This window comes from Sphingomonas sp. P2_B6, assembly GCF_056404755.1.
On the sequence record NZ_JBFUDK010000008.1, the window covers coordinates 72422 to 86220 of the forward strand.

The 13799-nt window shown below is 66.9% G+C and carries 15 protein-coding genes; 9 read left to right on the plus strand and 6 right to left on the minus strand.

What is annotated here, in order from left to right:
• Position 1 precedes the first annotated feature (1 nt).
• Genes AC1DX5_RS13110 through AC1DX5_RS13125 form a run of 4 tightly spaced genes read left to right on the plus strand, consistent with a single transcriptional unit; the run spans position 2 to position 2407 of the window.
• Positions 2-304 carry a DUF167 domain-containing protein gene (locus tag AC1DX5_RS13110; RefSeq protein ID WP_478015881.1) on the plus strand — a complete coding sequence of 101 codons (303 nt, stop codon included), beginning with the start codon at positions 2-4 and terminating at the stop codon, positions 302-304.
• Positions 301-1176 (plus strand): bifunctional methylenetetrahydrofolate dehydrogenase/methenyltetrahydrofolate cyclohydrolase FolD, encoded by an 876-nt coding sequence (folD, locus tag AC1DX5_RS13115; protein WP_465171499.1) that lies wholly within the window; start codon positions 301-303, stop codon positions 1174-1176. Before AC1DX5_RS13110 ends, folD begins: the two co-directional genes overlap by 4 nt.
• Positions 1173-1775, plus strand: coding sequence for a Cif family virulence factor (locus AC1DX5_RS13120; protein WP_465171500.1), 603 nt, complete (start codon positions 1173-1175; stop codon positions 1773-1775). Before folD ends, AC1DX5_RS13120 begins: the two co-directional genes overlap by 4 nt.
• Positions 1776-1786: 11 nt before the next feature.
• Positions 1787-2407 (plus strand): MarC family protein, encoded by a 621-nt coding sequence (locus tag AC1DX5_RS13125; protein WP_465174028.1) that lies wholly within the window; start codon positions 1787-1789, stop codon positions 2405-2407.
• Positions 2408-2527: 120 nt separating this feature from the next.
• Here the strand turns inward: AC1DX5_RS13125 and AC1DX5_RS13130 are convergent, their stop codons facing one another.
• Entirely contained in the window at positions 2528-4339 is a 1812-nt protein-coding gene (locus AC1DX5_RS13130) for an AcrB/AcrD/AcrF family protein (protein ID WP_478015883.1), read from the minus strand.
• A 104-nt stretch (positions 4340-4443) separates the two neighbouring features.
• Here AC1DX5_RS13130 and AC1DX5_RS13135 point away from each other — a divergent pair, with 104 nt between their 5' ends.
• Together AC1DX5_RS13135 and AC1DX5_RS13140 are read left to right on the plus strand one after the other, a co-directional pair.
• Positions 4444-4827, plus strand: a complete 384-nt coding sequence (locus AC1DX5_RS13135; protein WP_465174029.1) for a GtrA family protein — start codon at positions 4444-4446, stop codon at positions 4825-4827.
• A 1-nt stretch (position 4828) separates the two neighbouring features.
• Positions 4829-5560 carry a class I SAM-dependent methyltransferase gene (locus tag AC1DX5_RS13140; RefSeq protein WP_478015885.1) on the plus strand — a complete coding sequence of 244 codons (732 nt, stop codon included), beginning with the start codon at positions 4829-4831 and terminating at the stop codon, positions 5558-5560.
• A gap of 155 nt (positions 5561-5715) precedes the next feature.
• On the opposite strand, the gene AC1DX5_RS13145 is transcribed toward AC1DX5_RS13140, so the two are convergent.
• Positions 5716-6741 carry a glycosyltransferase family 2 protein gene (locus AC1DX5_RS13145; RefSeq protein ID WP_465175459.1) on the minus strand — a complete coding sequence of 342 codons (1026 nt, stop codon included), beginning with the start codon at positions 6739-6741 and terminating at the stop codon, positions 5716-5718.
• Between AC1DX5_RS13145 and AC1DX5_RS13150 the strand changes: the two genes are divergently transcribed.
• Both AC1DX5_RS13150 and AC1DX5_RS13155 read left to right on the plus strand, forming a co-directional pair.
• Positions 6740-6874, plus strand: a complete 135-nt coding sequence (locus tag AC1DX5_RS13150) for a hypothetical protein (protein WP_465175460.1) — start codon at positions 6740-6742, stop codon at positions 6872-6874. The genes AC1DX5_RS13145 and AC1DX5_RS13150 overlap by 2 nt on opposite strands.
• Before the next feature lie 126 nt (positions 6875-7000).
• Positions 7001-8713, plus strand: a complete 1713-nt coding sequence (locus AC1DX5_RS13155; protein ID WP_478015887.1) for a hypothetical protein — start codon at positions 7001-7003, stop codon at positions 8711-8713.
• Between the two features lie 133 nt (positions 8714-8846).
• Here AC1DX5_RS13155 and AC1DX5_RS13160 read toward each other — a convergent pair whose 3' ends face one another.
• Together AC1DX5_RS13160 and AC1DX5_RS13165 are read right to left on the minus strand one after the other, a co-directional pair.
• A complete protein-coding gene (locus tag AC1DX5_RS13160; RefSeq protein WP_465171505.1) occupies positions 8847-10937 on the minus strand; it encodes a RelA/SpoT family protein in 2091 nt (696 codons plus the stop codon).
• Between the two features lie 80 nt (positions 10938-11017).
• On the minus strand, positions 11018-11335 hold the full coding sequence (locus tag AC1DX5_RS13165; RefSeq protein ID WP_478015889.1) for a CC_3452 family protein: 318 nt from the start codon (positions 11333-11335) through the stop codon (positions 11018-11020).
• A gap of 130 nt (positions 11336-11465) precedes the next feature.
• Here AC1DX5_RS13165 and AC1DX5_RS13170 point away from each other — a divergent pair, with 130 nt between their 5' ends.
• The gene (locus tag AC1DX5_RS13170) at positions 11466-11945 is read left to right on the plus strand and encodes a winged helix-turn-helix transcriptional regulator (RefSeq protein ID WP_465171507.1); all 480 of its coding nucleotides are present in this window, start codon (positions 11466-11468) and stop codon (positions 11943-11945) included.
• Between the two features lie 111 nt (positions 11946-12056).
• Here AC1DX5_RS13170 and AC1DX5_RS13175 read toward each other — a convergent pair whose 3' ends face one another.
• Together AC1DX5_RS13175 and AC1DX5_RS13180 are read right to left on the minus strand one after the other, a co-directional pair.
• Complete coding sequence (locus AC1DX5_RS13175) at positions 12057-12485, minus strand: acyl-CoA thioesterase (protein WP_465171508.1); 429 nt, start codon at positions 12483-12485, stop codon at positions 12057-12059.
• A 79-nt stretch (positions 12486-12564) separates the two neighbouring features.
• Positions 12565-13770, minus strand: coding sequence for an LL-diaminopimelate aminotransferase (locus AC1DX5_RS13180; RefSeq protein ID WP_465171509.1), 1206 nt, complete (start codon positions 13768-13770; stop codon positions 12565-12567).
• Positions 13771-13799: the final 29 nt, after the last annotated feature.

The window sequence follows — 13799 nt, forward strand, 5'->3', positions numbered from 1 at the left end:
CATGCCCGCCTGGGCGCTCCGGCCGGACGGCATCGCGATCGCGGTTCGTGTCACGCCCAGGTCCTCCCGCGACATTCTCGTGGCTGGAACCGACGATCATTTCGCGGCGCGACTGAACGCGCCGCCGGTCGAGGGCGCGGCCAATGCGGCGCTGGTCGCCCTTGTCGCCAGGGCGTTCGGCGTGCCGAAGCGCGATGTCAGCCTGGTCGCCGGGGAGACCGCGCGGCTGAAGCGGCTCGCCATATCGGGCGAGCCCGCGCTGCTGGCGAAAATCGCCGCCAGTCTTTATGAGGCGGCGCCATGAGCGCTGATATCATCGACGGAAAAGCCTTTGCCCTGGCCCTGCGCGGTCGCATCGCCGAGCAGGTGACGGCGTTTGTCGCCGCCGCCGGCCGCCCGCCCGGGCTCGCGGTGGTGCTGGTCGGCGACGATCCGGCCTCCGCCGTCTATGTCCGCTCTAAGGGCCGGGCGGTGAAGGACGCCGGCATGGCGGGTTTCGAATATCGCCTACCCGCCGATGTCCCGCAGGACGAACTGGTCGCGCTGGTCGACCGGCTCAATGCCGATGCGAATGTCGACGGTATCCTCGTCCAGCTGCCCTTGCCGGCGCATATCGACGAGCGGGTCGTCACCACCCGGATCGACCCGGACAAGGATGTCGACGGATTCCACCCGGTCAATGCCGGCCGGCTCGCGACCGGCCTTTACGGCTTCGTGCCCTGCACTCCGCTCGGTTGCATCATGCTGCTCAAGGACCGGCTGGGCGATCTCGGCGGGCTCGACGCGGTGGTGATCGGCCGCTCCAACATCGTCGGCAAGCCGATGGCGCAGCTCCTCCTCAAGGAAAGCTGCACCGTCACCATCGCGCATTCCAGGACGAAGGACCTGTCGAGCGTGGTGCGCCGCGCCGATATCGTCGTGGCGGCGGTCGGCCGGCCCGAGATGATCCGCGGCGAATGGATCAAGCCCGGCGCGACCGTGATCGATGTCGGCATCAACCGGACCGAGGATGGGCTGGTCGGCGATGTCGATTTCGCCGGTGCCGCCAGCGTCGCCGGCGCGATCACCCCGGTGCCCGGCGGGGTCGGGCCGATGACGATCGCGGTGCTGCTGCGTAACACGCTGGTCTCGGCGCATCGCCGCATGAAGGTGCCCTACGACAAGGACGCGCTGTGATCGTCCTGCTCCTCGCCGCGGCGGTGCCGCAGACCGCGGCGCAGGCCGAGCGCGCCTTTGCCAACGCCGCCCAGGCCGAGGGGCAATGGACCGCGTTCCGCCGCTACGCGACCGAGGATGCGGTGATGTTTGCGCCCCAGCCGGTGAAGACGCAGGACTTTCTCAGGGACCGCAAGGATCCGCCGGCCGCGTTGATGTGGTGGGCGGCTGACAGCTATGTCTCGTGCGACGGCGCGCTGGCGGTCAATACCGGCCCGTGGATCAGGCCGAAGGGCGACGCGTTCGGCTATTTTTCGACCGTCTGGCAGCGTCAGGCCGATGGCGGCTGGAAATGGACGATGGACGGCGGCGATGGCCTCGCCAAACCGCGCCCCGCCGGCGACGCGCCGAAGATTCGCCGCGGCTCGTGCAAGGGCAGCCCTTCCACCGTCGCCGCGGTGCGCTACCGCGACGGTGAGACCGCCGAGGGCCAGTCGGAAGACCGCACGCTCGCCTGGCGCTGGCACGTCGCCCCGGATGGCGCGCGCAGCTTCGACGTCTGGCTGTGGGACGGGCGCGTCATGAAACCGGTCATGACCGACCGGATCGCGGCGCAGTGAGCACGTCAGGCCTGATCGCGCTCTACGTCTCCTCGCTGATCACCTTCTTCGTGGTGATCGATCCGCCGGGCTGCGCGCCGATCTATGCCGGCCTGACCAAGGGCGCGTCGCCGGCGCATCGCCGCGCCATGGCGGTCCGCTCGGTTCTGGTCGCCTCGGCGATCCTGTTCGTCTTCGCGCTGTTCGGCGAGGATCTGCTGCGCGCGCTCGGCATCAGCCTGGCGAGCTTCCGCATCGCGGGCGGCATCATGCTGTTCCTGATCGCGCTCGAGATGGTGTTCGAGAAACGCACGCAGCGGCGCGAGGACCGAGCGGCGAAGGTCGCCGAGACGCCCGAGGTCGAGGACGTCTCAATCTTCCCCATGGCCATGCCGATGATCGCCGGCCCCGGCTCGATCGCCTCGGTCATGCTGCTGATGAGCCGCAATGACGGGATCGAGCGCACCCTCGTCGTGCTCGCCGCGCTGGCGACGATCCTGGCGCTGACCTTGCTCGCCCTGCTCGCGGCGGGGCCGATCATGCGCGTGCTCGGCGTCAAGATCGAGGCGGTGATCACTCGGCTGCTCGGCGTGCTCCTCGCGGCGCTCGCCGTGCAGTTCGTGATCGACGGGGTACGGATCAGCCTGTTGTAGAACCGCTTCGCTCAGGCGGTTGTACCCTTCACCGTTCGTTTCGAGCGCAGTCGAGAAACCTGGCATGCGATACCGCCAGCCAATGTGTCTCGACGTCGCTCGACACGAACCGAAATGGGGCTAGTCGGGGCGTTCAGCCCCATCCTCATAATGGATCCGGAACAGGCGCAGCGGCGATTTCTTCGGCAGCGGCAGCTGCTCGAGCCAGGCGGGCACCTTGTCGTGGGCGAGCTGGTCGTAAAAGCCGCCGGGCGCGCGCGAGCGATAGATCGTCGATTCCGCCATGTTGGGGCAGATCAGCAGCAAGCTGGCGCCGTGCCGCTTCGCGATCGCGCGGAAATTCTCCGGCGTGCCCTTGAAGGCGTGCTGCACGTCGAGGATCGCGTCGCCATTGCGGTGATAAGGGCCGGCGATCGCGCTGTGGTGCGTGATGGTGATCAGCCGCGGACCGAGATCGACAAAGGTGAAGATCGTCTGCGCCGGCAGCTTGTCGAGCGGGGCGAGCGCCGGGATGGTCGGGCAGCGGCCGCTGGCATTGTTGACGATCTGCACGCGCGCGCTTGGCGGATCGATCCTGAAATATTTGATGACGAGGCCGGAAAACAGGCCGGACACCGCCAGCAGCCCGGTGACGGTGCCAAGTACACGCACCAGGACGGAGCGATGGCCCAGGCACCAGGGCAGGATGATCCAGGCAAGCGCGGTCGCGCCCGGCACCGCCAGCAGCTGCGCGGCCGGCCCGGCGCGCGCCTGCCACAACAGCATCAGCGCGGCGAAGCTGCAGAACAGCAGCACCGGCATCCAGCCGTTGAACCGGGGCGTGCCGCGCGCGCGCCAGGTGGCGATGCAGGCACCGATGATGCCGATCACCGGCAAGGTCACGATCGGGAAGGCGGTGCGGAAGGCGTGCTTGTAGATCGGCCGGGCCTCGCGGACATTGTCCAGCCAGTTGCGGGCAAGCTCGGGCGAGACCTGTTCGGGCCGCCCCAGGCATTGCGGGAAGACCAGGGCGAAGCCGATGGCGATGATCAGGCCCGCCACCACGGCGAGTGCCAGCCGGGCCATGCGCTGTTCGGGGTTGATCCGGCCGAGCACGAACAGCAGCGCCCCCGCCGCGACCATCACGCTCAGCCAGACCGGCGTGAGCGCGTCGCAGCGCAGCACTTCGTTCGCATGGGAGGCGAACAAGGCATAGCCGAGCGCGGAGCCGCCGCCGAGCGTCAGCGCATAGACCGTCATGCGCTGCACGTCGCCGCGGTCCTGGATCCAACGCAGCGCGATGATCGCCCCGGCCATCGCCGCATAGGGCAGCAGCTCGAGCCCGATGGTCAGCGAGACCGCGCTGGCGACACCCACCATCGCCCCGCCGCGCGCGCCCTTACGGTCGGCAAGGCCGGCGACGGTCAGGCTCAGCATGGCGAGCTGCCAGCCATGGTGATCGATCCGGTCGGGCATGAACATCAGGATGGTCGAGGTGCAGCCCGCCACCAGGAATACCAGCGCGAGCGGCCAGGAAATCCCACCGACCAGCCGGCGCACGGTGGCGGCGATGCCGATCATCGCGATCGACAGTGGCAGGATCGGCGCGATGCCGCAGGCCAGCTTTTCCGCCTCCGCCACGCCGAAGAACGGCTTGAGCAGCAGGATCAGCGCGGCGATCGGCAGGTCGACGATCCGGCTCCAGTGAATGTCGAACCCGCCCGGCGGATTGAGCTTGTACTGGCGCAGATCGTACCAGCCCTGGCCGTTCAGCAGCGCGCGCACCTGGGCGAGCCGCATATTGTCGTCGGTGTCGCCCAGCGACAGCCAGTGGATCGCGTTCCACCGGTCAATCATGAACCAGATGCCGACCGCCAGCCAGGCGATCAGGGTCAGCCGCAGCCAATATCTGTCCAGCTCGCGGACAAGAGGACGATCGGTCGTGTTTTGCAAAGGGCTTCCCTCGGTCACGTTCGCGCTCTAGTGCGGCGCGCGTAAAGGGCAAGGTACGCGTGACGGCGATTATCAGACAGATCGAGACCTGGCGGACGAGCGGCATGCTCGGCCAGCTCATTCGCTTCGGCATTGCCGGGGGCATTTCGACCGTCATCTATTCGGCGGTCTATCTGCCGCTGACGCATTGGGTATTCCCCGCGCGACAGGCGGTCTATGCGGTCCCCTTCGCTTTCGCCGTCGCGGTGACGGCGGGTTTCTTCCTGCATAGCGCCTGGAGCTTCAAGGGGCACGGCACGCGCGATTCGAGCGGGCGCCAGCATGCGAAGTTCGTCGCGGTGCAGGGTTTCGGCCTGGTGCTGAACGCGCTGCTCACCTGGCTGATCACTGGCCTGCTGCATCAACCGGTCTGGGTGCCGCTGATCCCCGTGGTCTTCGTGATTCCGCTCGCGACCTTTGCGCTCAATCGCTGGTGGGTGTTCGGCTGATATGGACAGAATCGTCTATGACCGCATGGCGGCGCACGATTCCACGCATTGGTGGTACCGGGCGCGCCGCGACATCCTGGCCGAGTATCTGGCGCGCGAGGGCCATCTGCCTGCCAATGCCCGCATCCTGGAGATCGGTTGCGGCACCGGCCACAATTTGCCGATGCTCGCCGCCTTCGGCCGCATCGACGCGATCGAGATCGATCCCGCCGCGCGCGAGATCGCGAGCGCCCGGCTCGGCCGCGAGGTCGGCGCGGCGCCGCTCCCGGCGCTGACCGGGGTCGAGCGCGGCGCCTATGACCTGATCGCGGTGCTCGACGTGGTCGAGCACATCGAGGACGATGTCGCCGCGCTGAAGGCCATGGCCGAGTGCCTGAAGCCGGGCGGCAAGATCCTGATCACCGTGCCGGCGCATCAATGGATGTGGAGCGCGCATGACGTGGTCAACCATCATCATCGCCGTTATTCCAAGGCGGGGCTGGTCAAGGTCATCCGCGCGGCGGGGCTCGAGCCCCGCAAGCTCGGCTATTTCAACTCGCTGCTCTTCCCGCTCGCCGCGGCGGCCCGGCTGGCCGGCCGGCTGACCGGCAAGGACGACAGCGACGATTCGCCGCCGCCGAAGATCGTCAACACCCTGTTCGAAAAGATCTTCCGCTTCGAACGCCACCTCGTCGGCCGCGTGCCGCTATCGCCGGGCGTCTCGATCATCACCCTGGCGTCGCCGGCGAAATAGGCGCTCCGGCGACCATCCCCTGATCGTCACCCCGGACTTGTTCCGGGGTCCGTCGCTCCGCACACGCAACGACTGCGGCGCTTGCGGAACGATGGATGCCGGAACAAGTCCGGCATGACGAAGAAGTGTTTTGGTCTGACCGTGTCGATCCGGCCTTACTCGCCCTTCGGCGGGCCCTCGGCGACATCGGGTCGCCCGGCTGGCGCAGCCACCTCCGCCCGGTACCCGAGCGTCGCCCGCCCCTGCACCGGGCCGGCGATGTCGGCGACCAGATACAATGGCCGCCGCTTCGATTCGACATAGAGCCGGCCGAGATATTCGCCGATCATGCCAAGCACGAACATCTGCACCGCGCCGAGCAGCACCACCACCAGCATGGTCGAGGTCCAGCCCTGCACGGCGCTGCCGGTGAAGAAACCGATCGCGATATAGACGAACAGCAGCAGCGAGGCGCCGGTCAGCGCCAGCCCGACATGGCTCGCGAAGCGCAACGGGGCCGTCGAGAAGCCGGTCACCGCGTCGAGCGCGAAGCGGACCATCTTGCCGAGCGGATATTTGGTTTCGCCGGCATGGCGCTCGGCCCGGTCATAGACGAACGGGATCTGGCGGAAGCCGATCCACGCGACCATGCCGCGGATGAACCGCGCCTGTTCGGGCAGCGACAGGAAGGCGTCGAGCGCCCGCCGGCTCATCAGCCGGAAATCGCCGGTGTCGAGCGGGATCGGCGTGTCGGTGATGCGGTCGAGCATGCGGTAGAAGATCGCGGCGGTCGCTTTCTTGAAGATGCTCTCGCCCTCGCGCTTGCGGCGCACGGCATAGACCACGTCGGCCTGTTGCTCCGTCATCGCCTTGCGCATGTCGGTGAGCAGCTCGGGCGGATCTTGCAGGTCGGCGTCGATGATCAGGATCTGCTCGCCGGCGCAGAGATCGAGGCCGGCGGTCAGCGCGAGCTGATGGCCATGGTTGCGCGACAGGTTGATCGCGACGAGGCGCGGATCGGCGGCGGCGATCCGCTGCATTACCTGCCAGCTTTCGTCGCGCGAGCCGTCATTGACGAACAGGATTTCGAAATCCTCGCCCACCGCCGCGCGCGCCGCCGCGGCGACGCGGGCATGCAGGGCATCGAGACAGGCTGCCTCGTTATAGCAGGGGACGACGACGGAAAGGGCGGGACGATGCATGGGCGCGCTGTTTAACGGCAACTCATCCCCCCGTCATCGGAAGATTGCGCTGGATCAAGCGGAGCCGGATCGCCGCCTTTCAAGAACGGTCGTCGCCACGCTCGACGAACCGCTGTCCTGGAACGAGGCCTGAGGATCAGCCTCCGGGGCGCCATATCCCTTGCACGGGCCGTGGGATGATCACACTGTGCTCAGGCCCATGAGCATGCGGCTGCGGTCGGGAAACATGCGATAAATCTTGGCCGTCGAACTGGGGATCATGATGTCTCGATCGGATGAAGGCGCGCCCGGCGCTACACGACCCTGGGGCTTTGCGCCGGCACTGGTTTCGACGCGCTTGTTGTCGGGAAGCGTGGCGGTGCGCAGCTATGGGGACGATTGGGTCGGCGACAACAGCGATATCCGGTCGCCCGATCCTGTGCATGTCTTCACCGACATCGACATGACGGCCTGGGCCGCCATCTTCCTCGACGCCGTCGACGGGTTGTTCGCGCCGGACATGCGCGCGGCGATCGTCGCGCTCGATCCCGATCGCGCGGCCTCGCTCGCCGGGCACAAGCAGCAGCTCGCCGACATCCTCGCATCGACTCTGCTCCCCGTCCTTGTCGTCCCCGGTCAGGTGCCCGCGATGCAAGAGGCACGCGCGCTCTTCCGCCAGGCCCTGCTCGACCGTCTCGGCACTGCCTATGCCCCGGATGGAGACGGCGCCCCATTGCCGTTCGGGCCGCGACCGCCCTCGATCCGCGCCATGGGCGCCGTCACCGCGCCGGCGCCGGTGTCGATCGCGGCGGCACTTTTATGGGACTGCGTGGTCACGATCGAAACCTCGCAGGCCGCCCAGGACGAGATGCTGCTGTCGCTCATCATGAATGATCCGTCTCCGGCCGATCCGGCGACGGGGCCGGCTATCGGGGCGATAATGCCCCGGACGGCCGCGGCCACGACCCTGTTCGACGCGCTGGCCCGGACAATCGTCGAGTGGCCGCAGATCGCACCGCAGTTCGCGGCGGCATTGGCGGGCGGCAGCGCGACCGTGGCGCGCGCCGCGCTGGAACGATTGGACGCGCTAATCGGCGATGTCGTTTCGACATGGCCGGACTGGGTCGCGCAGGCCTTGCCGCTCGACGGCGCGGATGCCGGTGCGGCATCCACCGCTGGCCGGGCCATCTGGAGTTACGCCGTCGATTTCCGGACGCTGCCGGACCTTCGCGTCACGCGCCTTCCAGGCGACGATGGGATGCCGCCGCCATGGCCCGCGATCACCGGATTCATCGCGCCGGCCGGGCCCGGCCAGGCCTGCGACAGCTATCGGGCCTCAGCCGACCATCCGGCGGACGCACCGCTGACCTTCACCTGGGCCATGCCGGCCATGGTCCAGGCGCGAAAGGTCGATGTCGCGGCTCAGGCGCGGCGCAACGCCAATCTCGTGCCACCCGATTCGCCCGGCGGCACCCTGGTCGATCCGGCGTTCATCCACACCACACAGCTGGCGAAGGGGCTGGTACCCCTGGTTCCACTGGCCGATCTGCCATCGCACCCTTTCCGGATCGGGGCTGGGGCGGCGACTCTGTCGGAGGCGATGGGCGATCTGTTCGCGTCCTTGCTGCCCGAGCCGGTGCCGACGGGGCCTGCGCTTCGCGATATCCATATCGACATCGAAGCGTCCTGGCGGGTCTCGCTGGGCATCGGCGACAGTCAGGCGGACGTCGGCGTTCCGATATGCCTGGCGGACGCCGTCCTCGCATTGTCCCCGGACGTGTCGGAAGGCTCAGTCCCGGTCGACGCATTCCGCCGGAAAGTGACCGACGCGCTGCTTGACTGGCATGCCGCCACCCCGCCGCAGGACGATCCGGCCGTCCTCCGCTTCGCCGTCACGCTGGCGCTGCCAGGCGAGGAGCGCCGCATACCGCTGGTTCGTCTCGGCCAGCTCGATGTCGCTGTTCCGGTCGCACCGACAGACTGGTGGCGATGAGGGGCCTGACGGCACGCTGCTCCGATCCCCACCGCTTTCGCGACTGCTGGTCGTTACGTCCTGGCGTAATTCAAGACATTAAAATATAACATAAATATCTGGACTTGATCGTCCAAGCGCGCGTCGCCGATCGTCAGACCCGCTCCACCATGTTCACCGCGTCGGCCGCGCGCAGCGCTGCGATCAGCCGGGTCAGGTGATGCAGGTCGTGCACCTCCACATCGATCGTGTTGGTGTGGAATCCGGTGTCGCGATTGTCGAGCCGCATGTTGACGATATTGGCCTTTTGCGCGCCGATGATCGTCGCGATCACGCCCAGCGCGCCGGGCTCGTTCTTCACCTCGACCGAGATGCGCGCGGTCGCGCCCTCGGTCTTGTCGCCCCAGGCGATATCGACCCAGTCGGCATCGTCGCTGTCGGCGAGCCGCGGGCAGTTGATCACATGAATCTCGATGCCCTCGTTCGGGCGGCGCAGCCCGACGATCCGGTCGCCCGGCACCGGGTGGCAGCATTCGGCCAGGTCGAACGCGACGCCCGGGGTCAGTCCCTTGATCGAGATCGCGCTGGTCTGGATCGGCGTCGCCCGTGCTGTCGCGGTGCCGCCGGAGCCGGGCATCAGCGCCTCCATCACTTCGGGGTCGGTGATGCGGCGGCGTGCGATCGCCTCCAGCAGCGCGGCTTCGTCGGGCAGCTTCAACCGCTTCAGCGCCGCGCCGATCGCCCCTGCCGCCAGCGGCGCGGGCAGGTGCGACAGGATCTCGTCATAGATTTTGCGGCCGAGCGCCTGAGTCTCCTCGCGCTCCTTGTACCGCAAATGGCGGCGGATCGCGGCGCGGGCCTTGCCGGTGATGGCGAAGCTCAGCCAGTTGGCCTGGGGCTCCTGCGCCTTGGAGCGCAGGATCTGCACCTGGTCGCCATTCTCGATGCTGGTCTTGAGCGGCACCACGCGCCCGTTGATCTTCGCGCCGACCGCCTGGTCGCCCAGATCGGTATGCACGGCATAGGCGAAGTCGATCGGCGTCGCGCCCTTGGGCAGCTGGTGCAGCTCGCCCTTGGGGGTGAAGGCGAAGATCCGGTCCTGGTACATCGCCATGCGCGTATGCTCGAGCAGCTCTTCCGGGCTCTCGGCATTGTCGAGAATCTCGACCAGGTCGCGGATCCAGCTCACCTGAGTCTCGGGGCGTACCTTGTCCTGTTTGTACGCCCAGTGCGCGGCGAGGCCGAGCTCGGCCTCCTCATGCATCTCCTCGGTGCGGATCTGCACTTCGACCCGGGTATTGTCGGCATGGATCACGCTGGTGTGGAGCGAGCGATAGCCATTGCGCTTGGGGGTCGAGATATAGTCCTTGAACCGCCCCGGCACCATCGGCCAGCGGCGATGGATCACGCCCAGCGCCTGGTAACAGGCCTCCTCGGTCGGCACGATTGCGCGGAACGCCATGATGTCGGAAAGCTGCTCGAAGCTGATGTGCCGCTCGGCCATCTTCTTCCAGATCGAATAGGGGTGTTTCTCGCGGCCCGAGACGTCGGCGTCGATGCCGTGGCGGGACAGCAGCAGTTTCAGCCCCGATCCGATCTTGGCGATCCGGTCACCGCCGCCTTCCTTGAGCCGGGTCAGCCTTTTGGTGATCGATTCATAGGCTTCCGGCTCGAGCTCCTTGAAGGCGAGCGTCTGCATCTCCTTCATGAACTCGTACATGCCGATCCGCTCGGCGAGCGGGGCATAGATGTCCATCGTCTCGCGCGCGATGCGGCGGCGCTTGTCGGGGTTGGGGATGTAGTGGAGCGTCCGCATATTGTGCAGCCGGTCGGCCAGCTTGACCAGCAGCACGCGGATATCGTCCGACATGGCGAGCAGGAATTTGCGCAGATTCTCCGCGGCGCGCTCATTCTCGGTCTGCGCCTCGATCTTCGACAGCTTGGTGACACCGTCGACCAGCCGCGCGACCGCGGGGCCGAACAGCCGTTCGATCTCCTCGATCGTCGCGACGGTATCTTCGACCGTGTCGTGCAGGATCGCGGTCGCGATCGTCTCGTCGTCGAGATGCAGCTCGGTCAGGATGCCGGCCACCTCGATCGGATGGCTGAAATAGGGGTCGCCCGAGGCGCGCTTCTGCGTGCCGTGCGCGTTGACCGAGAAGACATAGGCGCGATTCAGCAGCGCCTCGTCGGCTTGCGGGTCATAGTCGAGGACCCGGTCTACAAGTTCATATTGGCGCAGCACGCCTTAAGATGGGGCCGCGAACTGTTGCTTTGCAACAAAAAGCTGGCCGCGGCAGTACGATTGCCGCGGCCGAGGGGATATCACTTCGCGCGGGCGTTGCACTTGGCGAGCGCCTCGGCGTYGAACGCCTGGCCGCCGGCGGTGAACTCGCTCAGCGCGCCGGCGCGCTGCACGATCATCTGGCAGACGATGTTGTCGCGCGCGCTGGTCTTGTTCGCGGTGAAATTGGTGTCGCGCCATTTCCACATCACATTGTTGGTAATGAAGCTGGTCTTGGCCGGCTGCGCGACCGGGGTCGCGGTGTAATAGCCGCCCGGGCCCTGCGCGATGCCGACGGTCGGCGACAGCGCCATGACGGAACCGGCGAGCGCGGCAGCGATTGAAAGAATGCGGGTCATTGTTAGTCCTCCTTGAATCCAGTTGCGAATCACTACCTACTGCATTAGGTAGTAAGTTGCAACTGAAAACTTATATGTCATTTCCATGACGAGCGATTTGGGTTAGGCTCCATGGGTCGAGAGGAACGAGATGGGCGGTAAAATCCGTGAAGTACTGAGCGTTTGCAGCCTGCCTGCCGCGCTCGAGGCCATGGGCGAACGCTGGAGCTTCATGATCCTGCGGGCCGCCTTCAACGGCCTCCATCATTTCGAGGAGTTCCAGTCGGAGCTCGGCATCGCGCGCAATATCCTCGCCAATCGGCTCGCCCGGCTGGTCGAGCACGGCATCCTGACGCGCGAGGCGATGCCGGAGGATCGGCGCAAGATCGAATATCGCCTGACCGAGAAGGGCGCGGCGCTGCTGCCGACGATGATCGCGCTCCGGCAATGGGGCGAACGCTGGGAGACCGGCATGCCCGCCACCCCGGTGCTGGTCGACGCGCGCGACATGCGCCCGATCGGCCCGATCGAGGTGCGCGCCTGGGACGGGCGGGTGCTGACCAAGCAGGACCTGCTCTGGGCACTCGCCGAGGATGTCGTGCACGAACCCGAGATGCGCGCGGCGGAATAGGGGGCGGGGACTTAAACCACCCGTTCGCCCCGAGCTTGTCGAAGGGCTGCACTTCTTCGTTTCAGAGAAAGGGCAGGGCTTCGACAAGCTCAGCCCGAACGGAACATGTTCCTACTCCTGCCGCAACCCTTCCAGGAACGCCCGGATTGGGGCGCCGATCGCGACCGGTTTGCCGGTCGGCAGGTGCACATTGACGACGACCATGTCGATCACCGTGTGCAGATCGCCCGTCACCGCATGGCACAGCTCGAACCGCTGAGTCATGCTCGACGTGCCGATCCGCTCGATCCGTACGAAGGCGTCGAGTGAATCGCCGAACACGAACGGCTTCAGATAATCGATCTCGGTGCGGCGGACATGGAATTCGGTCTCGGTCCAGGCGGCCCCCAGCGTGTCGCTGATCCCGGTCCAGTCCCAGAATTCGGTTGCCGCGACATCGGCATATTCCAGATAGCGCGAGTTGAAGACCACTTTCTGCCCGTCGATCTCGGCATAGCGGACCTTGAGGCGGGTGGAGAAGGCGAAGCCGGGGCGAGTCATGCGGCGGCGATGGCCCGCGCCGGCCCCGCCGTCAATCCGATCGCCCCCGGCCCCGCTCCCCCGCCCTGCTCGCCGGCGGTCAGCCGGTGCGCGCCGGCGTGTTCACGCCCATGCTCTGGAGATAGCGCTTCACGTTGCGCGCCGCCTGGCGCAGCCGCTGCTCATTCTCCACCATCGCGATGCGCACATAGCCTTCGCCATTCTCGCCGTACCCGACGCCCGGCGCGACCGCGACCTTGGCATGGGTGAGCAGCTGCTTGGAGAATTCCAGGCTGCCGAGATGCGCCAGTGCCGGCGGCAGCGGCGCCCAGGCGAACATCGAGGCGCGGGGCGCCGGAATGTCCCAGCCGGCGCGGCCGAAGCTCTCGATCAGCACGTCGCGGCGGCGCTGATAGAGCTGGCGATTCTGCTCGACGATATCCTGCGGCCCGTTGATCGCGGCCACCGCGGCGGCCTGGATCGGGGTGAAGGCGCCGTAATCGAGATAGGATTTCACCCGCGTCAGCGCCGAGATGAGCTGCGGATTGCCCACCGCGAAGCCGATCCGCCAGCCGGCCATGGAATAGGTCTTGGACAGCGAGGTGAACTCGACCGCGACGTCCTTCGCGCCCGGCACCTGCAGGATCGAGGGTGTCGGCTTGCCGTCATAATAGAGCTCGGAATAAGCGAGGTCGGACAGTACCCAGAGCTTGTGCTCCTTCGCGAACGCCACGACCCGCTCGTAGAACGCCAGGTCGACCACTTCGGCGGTCGGGTTGGACGGATAGCCCATCACCAACACGCTCGGACGCGGCACGGTAAAGGCCATGGCCCGCTCCAGCGCCTCGAAATACTGCTCGTCGGGCGTGGTCGGCACGCTGCGGATCGTGGCACCTGCGATGATGAAGCCGAAGGTGTGGATCGGATAGCTCGGGTTCGGCGCGAGCACGACGTCGCCCGGCGCGGTGATCGCCTGGGCGAGATTGGCCAGGCCCTCCTTGGAGCCGAGCGTGACCACCACTTCGGTATCGGGATTGAGCTCGACGCCGAAACGCCGCTGGTAATAGCCGGCCTGGGCCTTGCGCAGCCCGGGGATGCCCTTCGACGCCGAATAGCCATGCGCATCGGGCTTGCGCGCCACTTCGCACAATTTGTCGATGACGTGCGGCGGCGGTGGCAGGTCCGGATTGCCCATGCCCAGGTCGATGATGTCCTCGCCTGCCGCGCGCGCTTCCGCCCGCATCGCATTCACTTCGGCGATGACATAGGGGGGCAGGCGCTTGATGCGGTAGAAATCGTCGGACATGGCTCACTTCCGGTTGGAGGAGCGACGAC

Excerpts from the sequence above, each read along its gene's own strand:
- AC1DX5_RS13110 (WP_478015881.1), top strand. The coding sequence starts at position 2 with ATGCCCGCCTGGGCGCTCCGGCCGGACGGCATCGCGATCGCGGTTCGT.
- folD (WP_465171499.1), top strand. The coding sequence starts at position 301 with ATGAGCGCTGATATCATCGACGGAAAAGCCTTTGCCCTGGCCCTGCGC.
- AC1DX5_RS13135 (WP_465174029.1), top strand. The coding sequence starts at position 4,444 with ATGCTCGGCCAGCTCATTCGCTTCGGCATTGCCGGGGGCATTTCGACC.
- AC1DX5_RS13140 (WP_478015885.1), top strand. The coding sequence starts at position 4,829 with ATGGACAGAATCGTCTATGACCGCATGGCGGCGCACGATTCCACGCAT.
- AC1DX5_RS13150 (WP_465175460.1), top strand. The coding sequence starts at position 6,740 with ATGGGCGCGCTGTTTAACGGCAACTCATCCCCCCGTCATCGGAAGATT.
- AC1DX5_RS13145 (WP_465175459.1), bottom strand. The coding sequence starts at position 6,741 with ATGCATCGTCCCGCCCTTTCCGTCGTCGTCCCCTGCTATAACGAGGCA.
- AC1DX5_RS13155 (WP_478015887.1), top strand. The coding sequence starts at position 7,001 with ATGATGTCTCGATCGGATGAAGGCGCGCCCGGCGCTACACGACCCTGG.
- AC1DX5_RS13170 (WP_465171507.1), top strand. The coding sequence starts at position 11,466 with ATGGGCGGTAAAATCCGTGAAGTACTGAGCGTTTGCAGCCTGCCTGCC.
- AC1DX5_RS13175 (WP_465171508.1), bottom strand. The coding sequence starts at position 12,485 with ATGACTCGCCCCGGCTTCGCCTTCTCCACCCGCCTCAAGGTCCGCTAT.
- AC1DX5_RS13180 (WP_465171509.1), bottom strand. The coding sequence starts at position 13,770 with ATGTCCGACGATTTCTACCGCATCAAGCGCCTGCCCCCCTATGTCATC.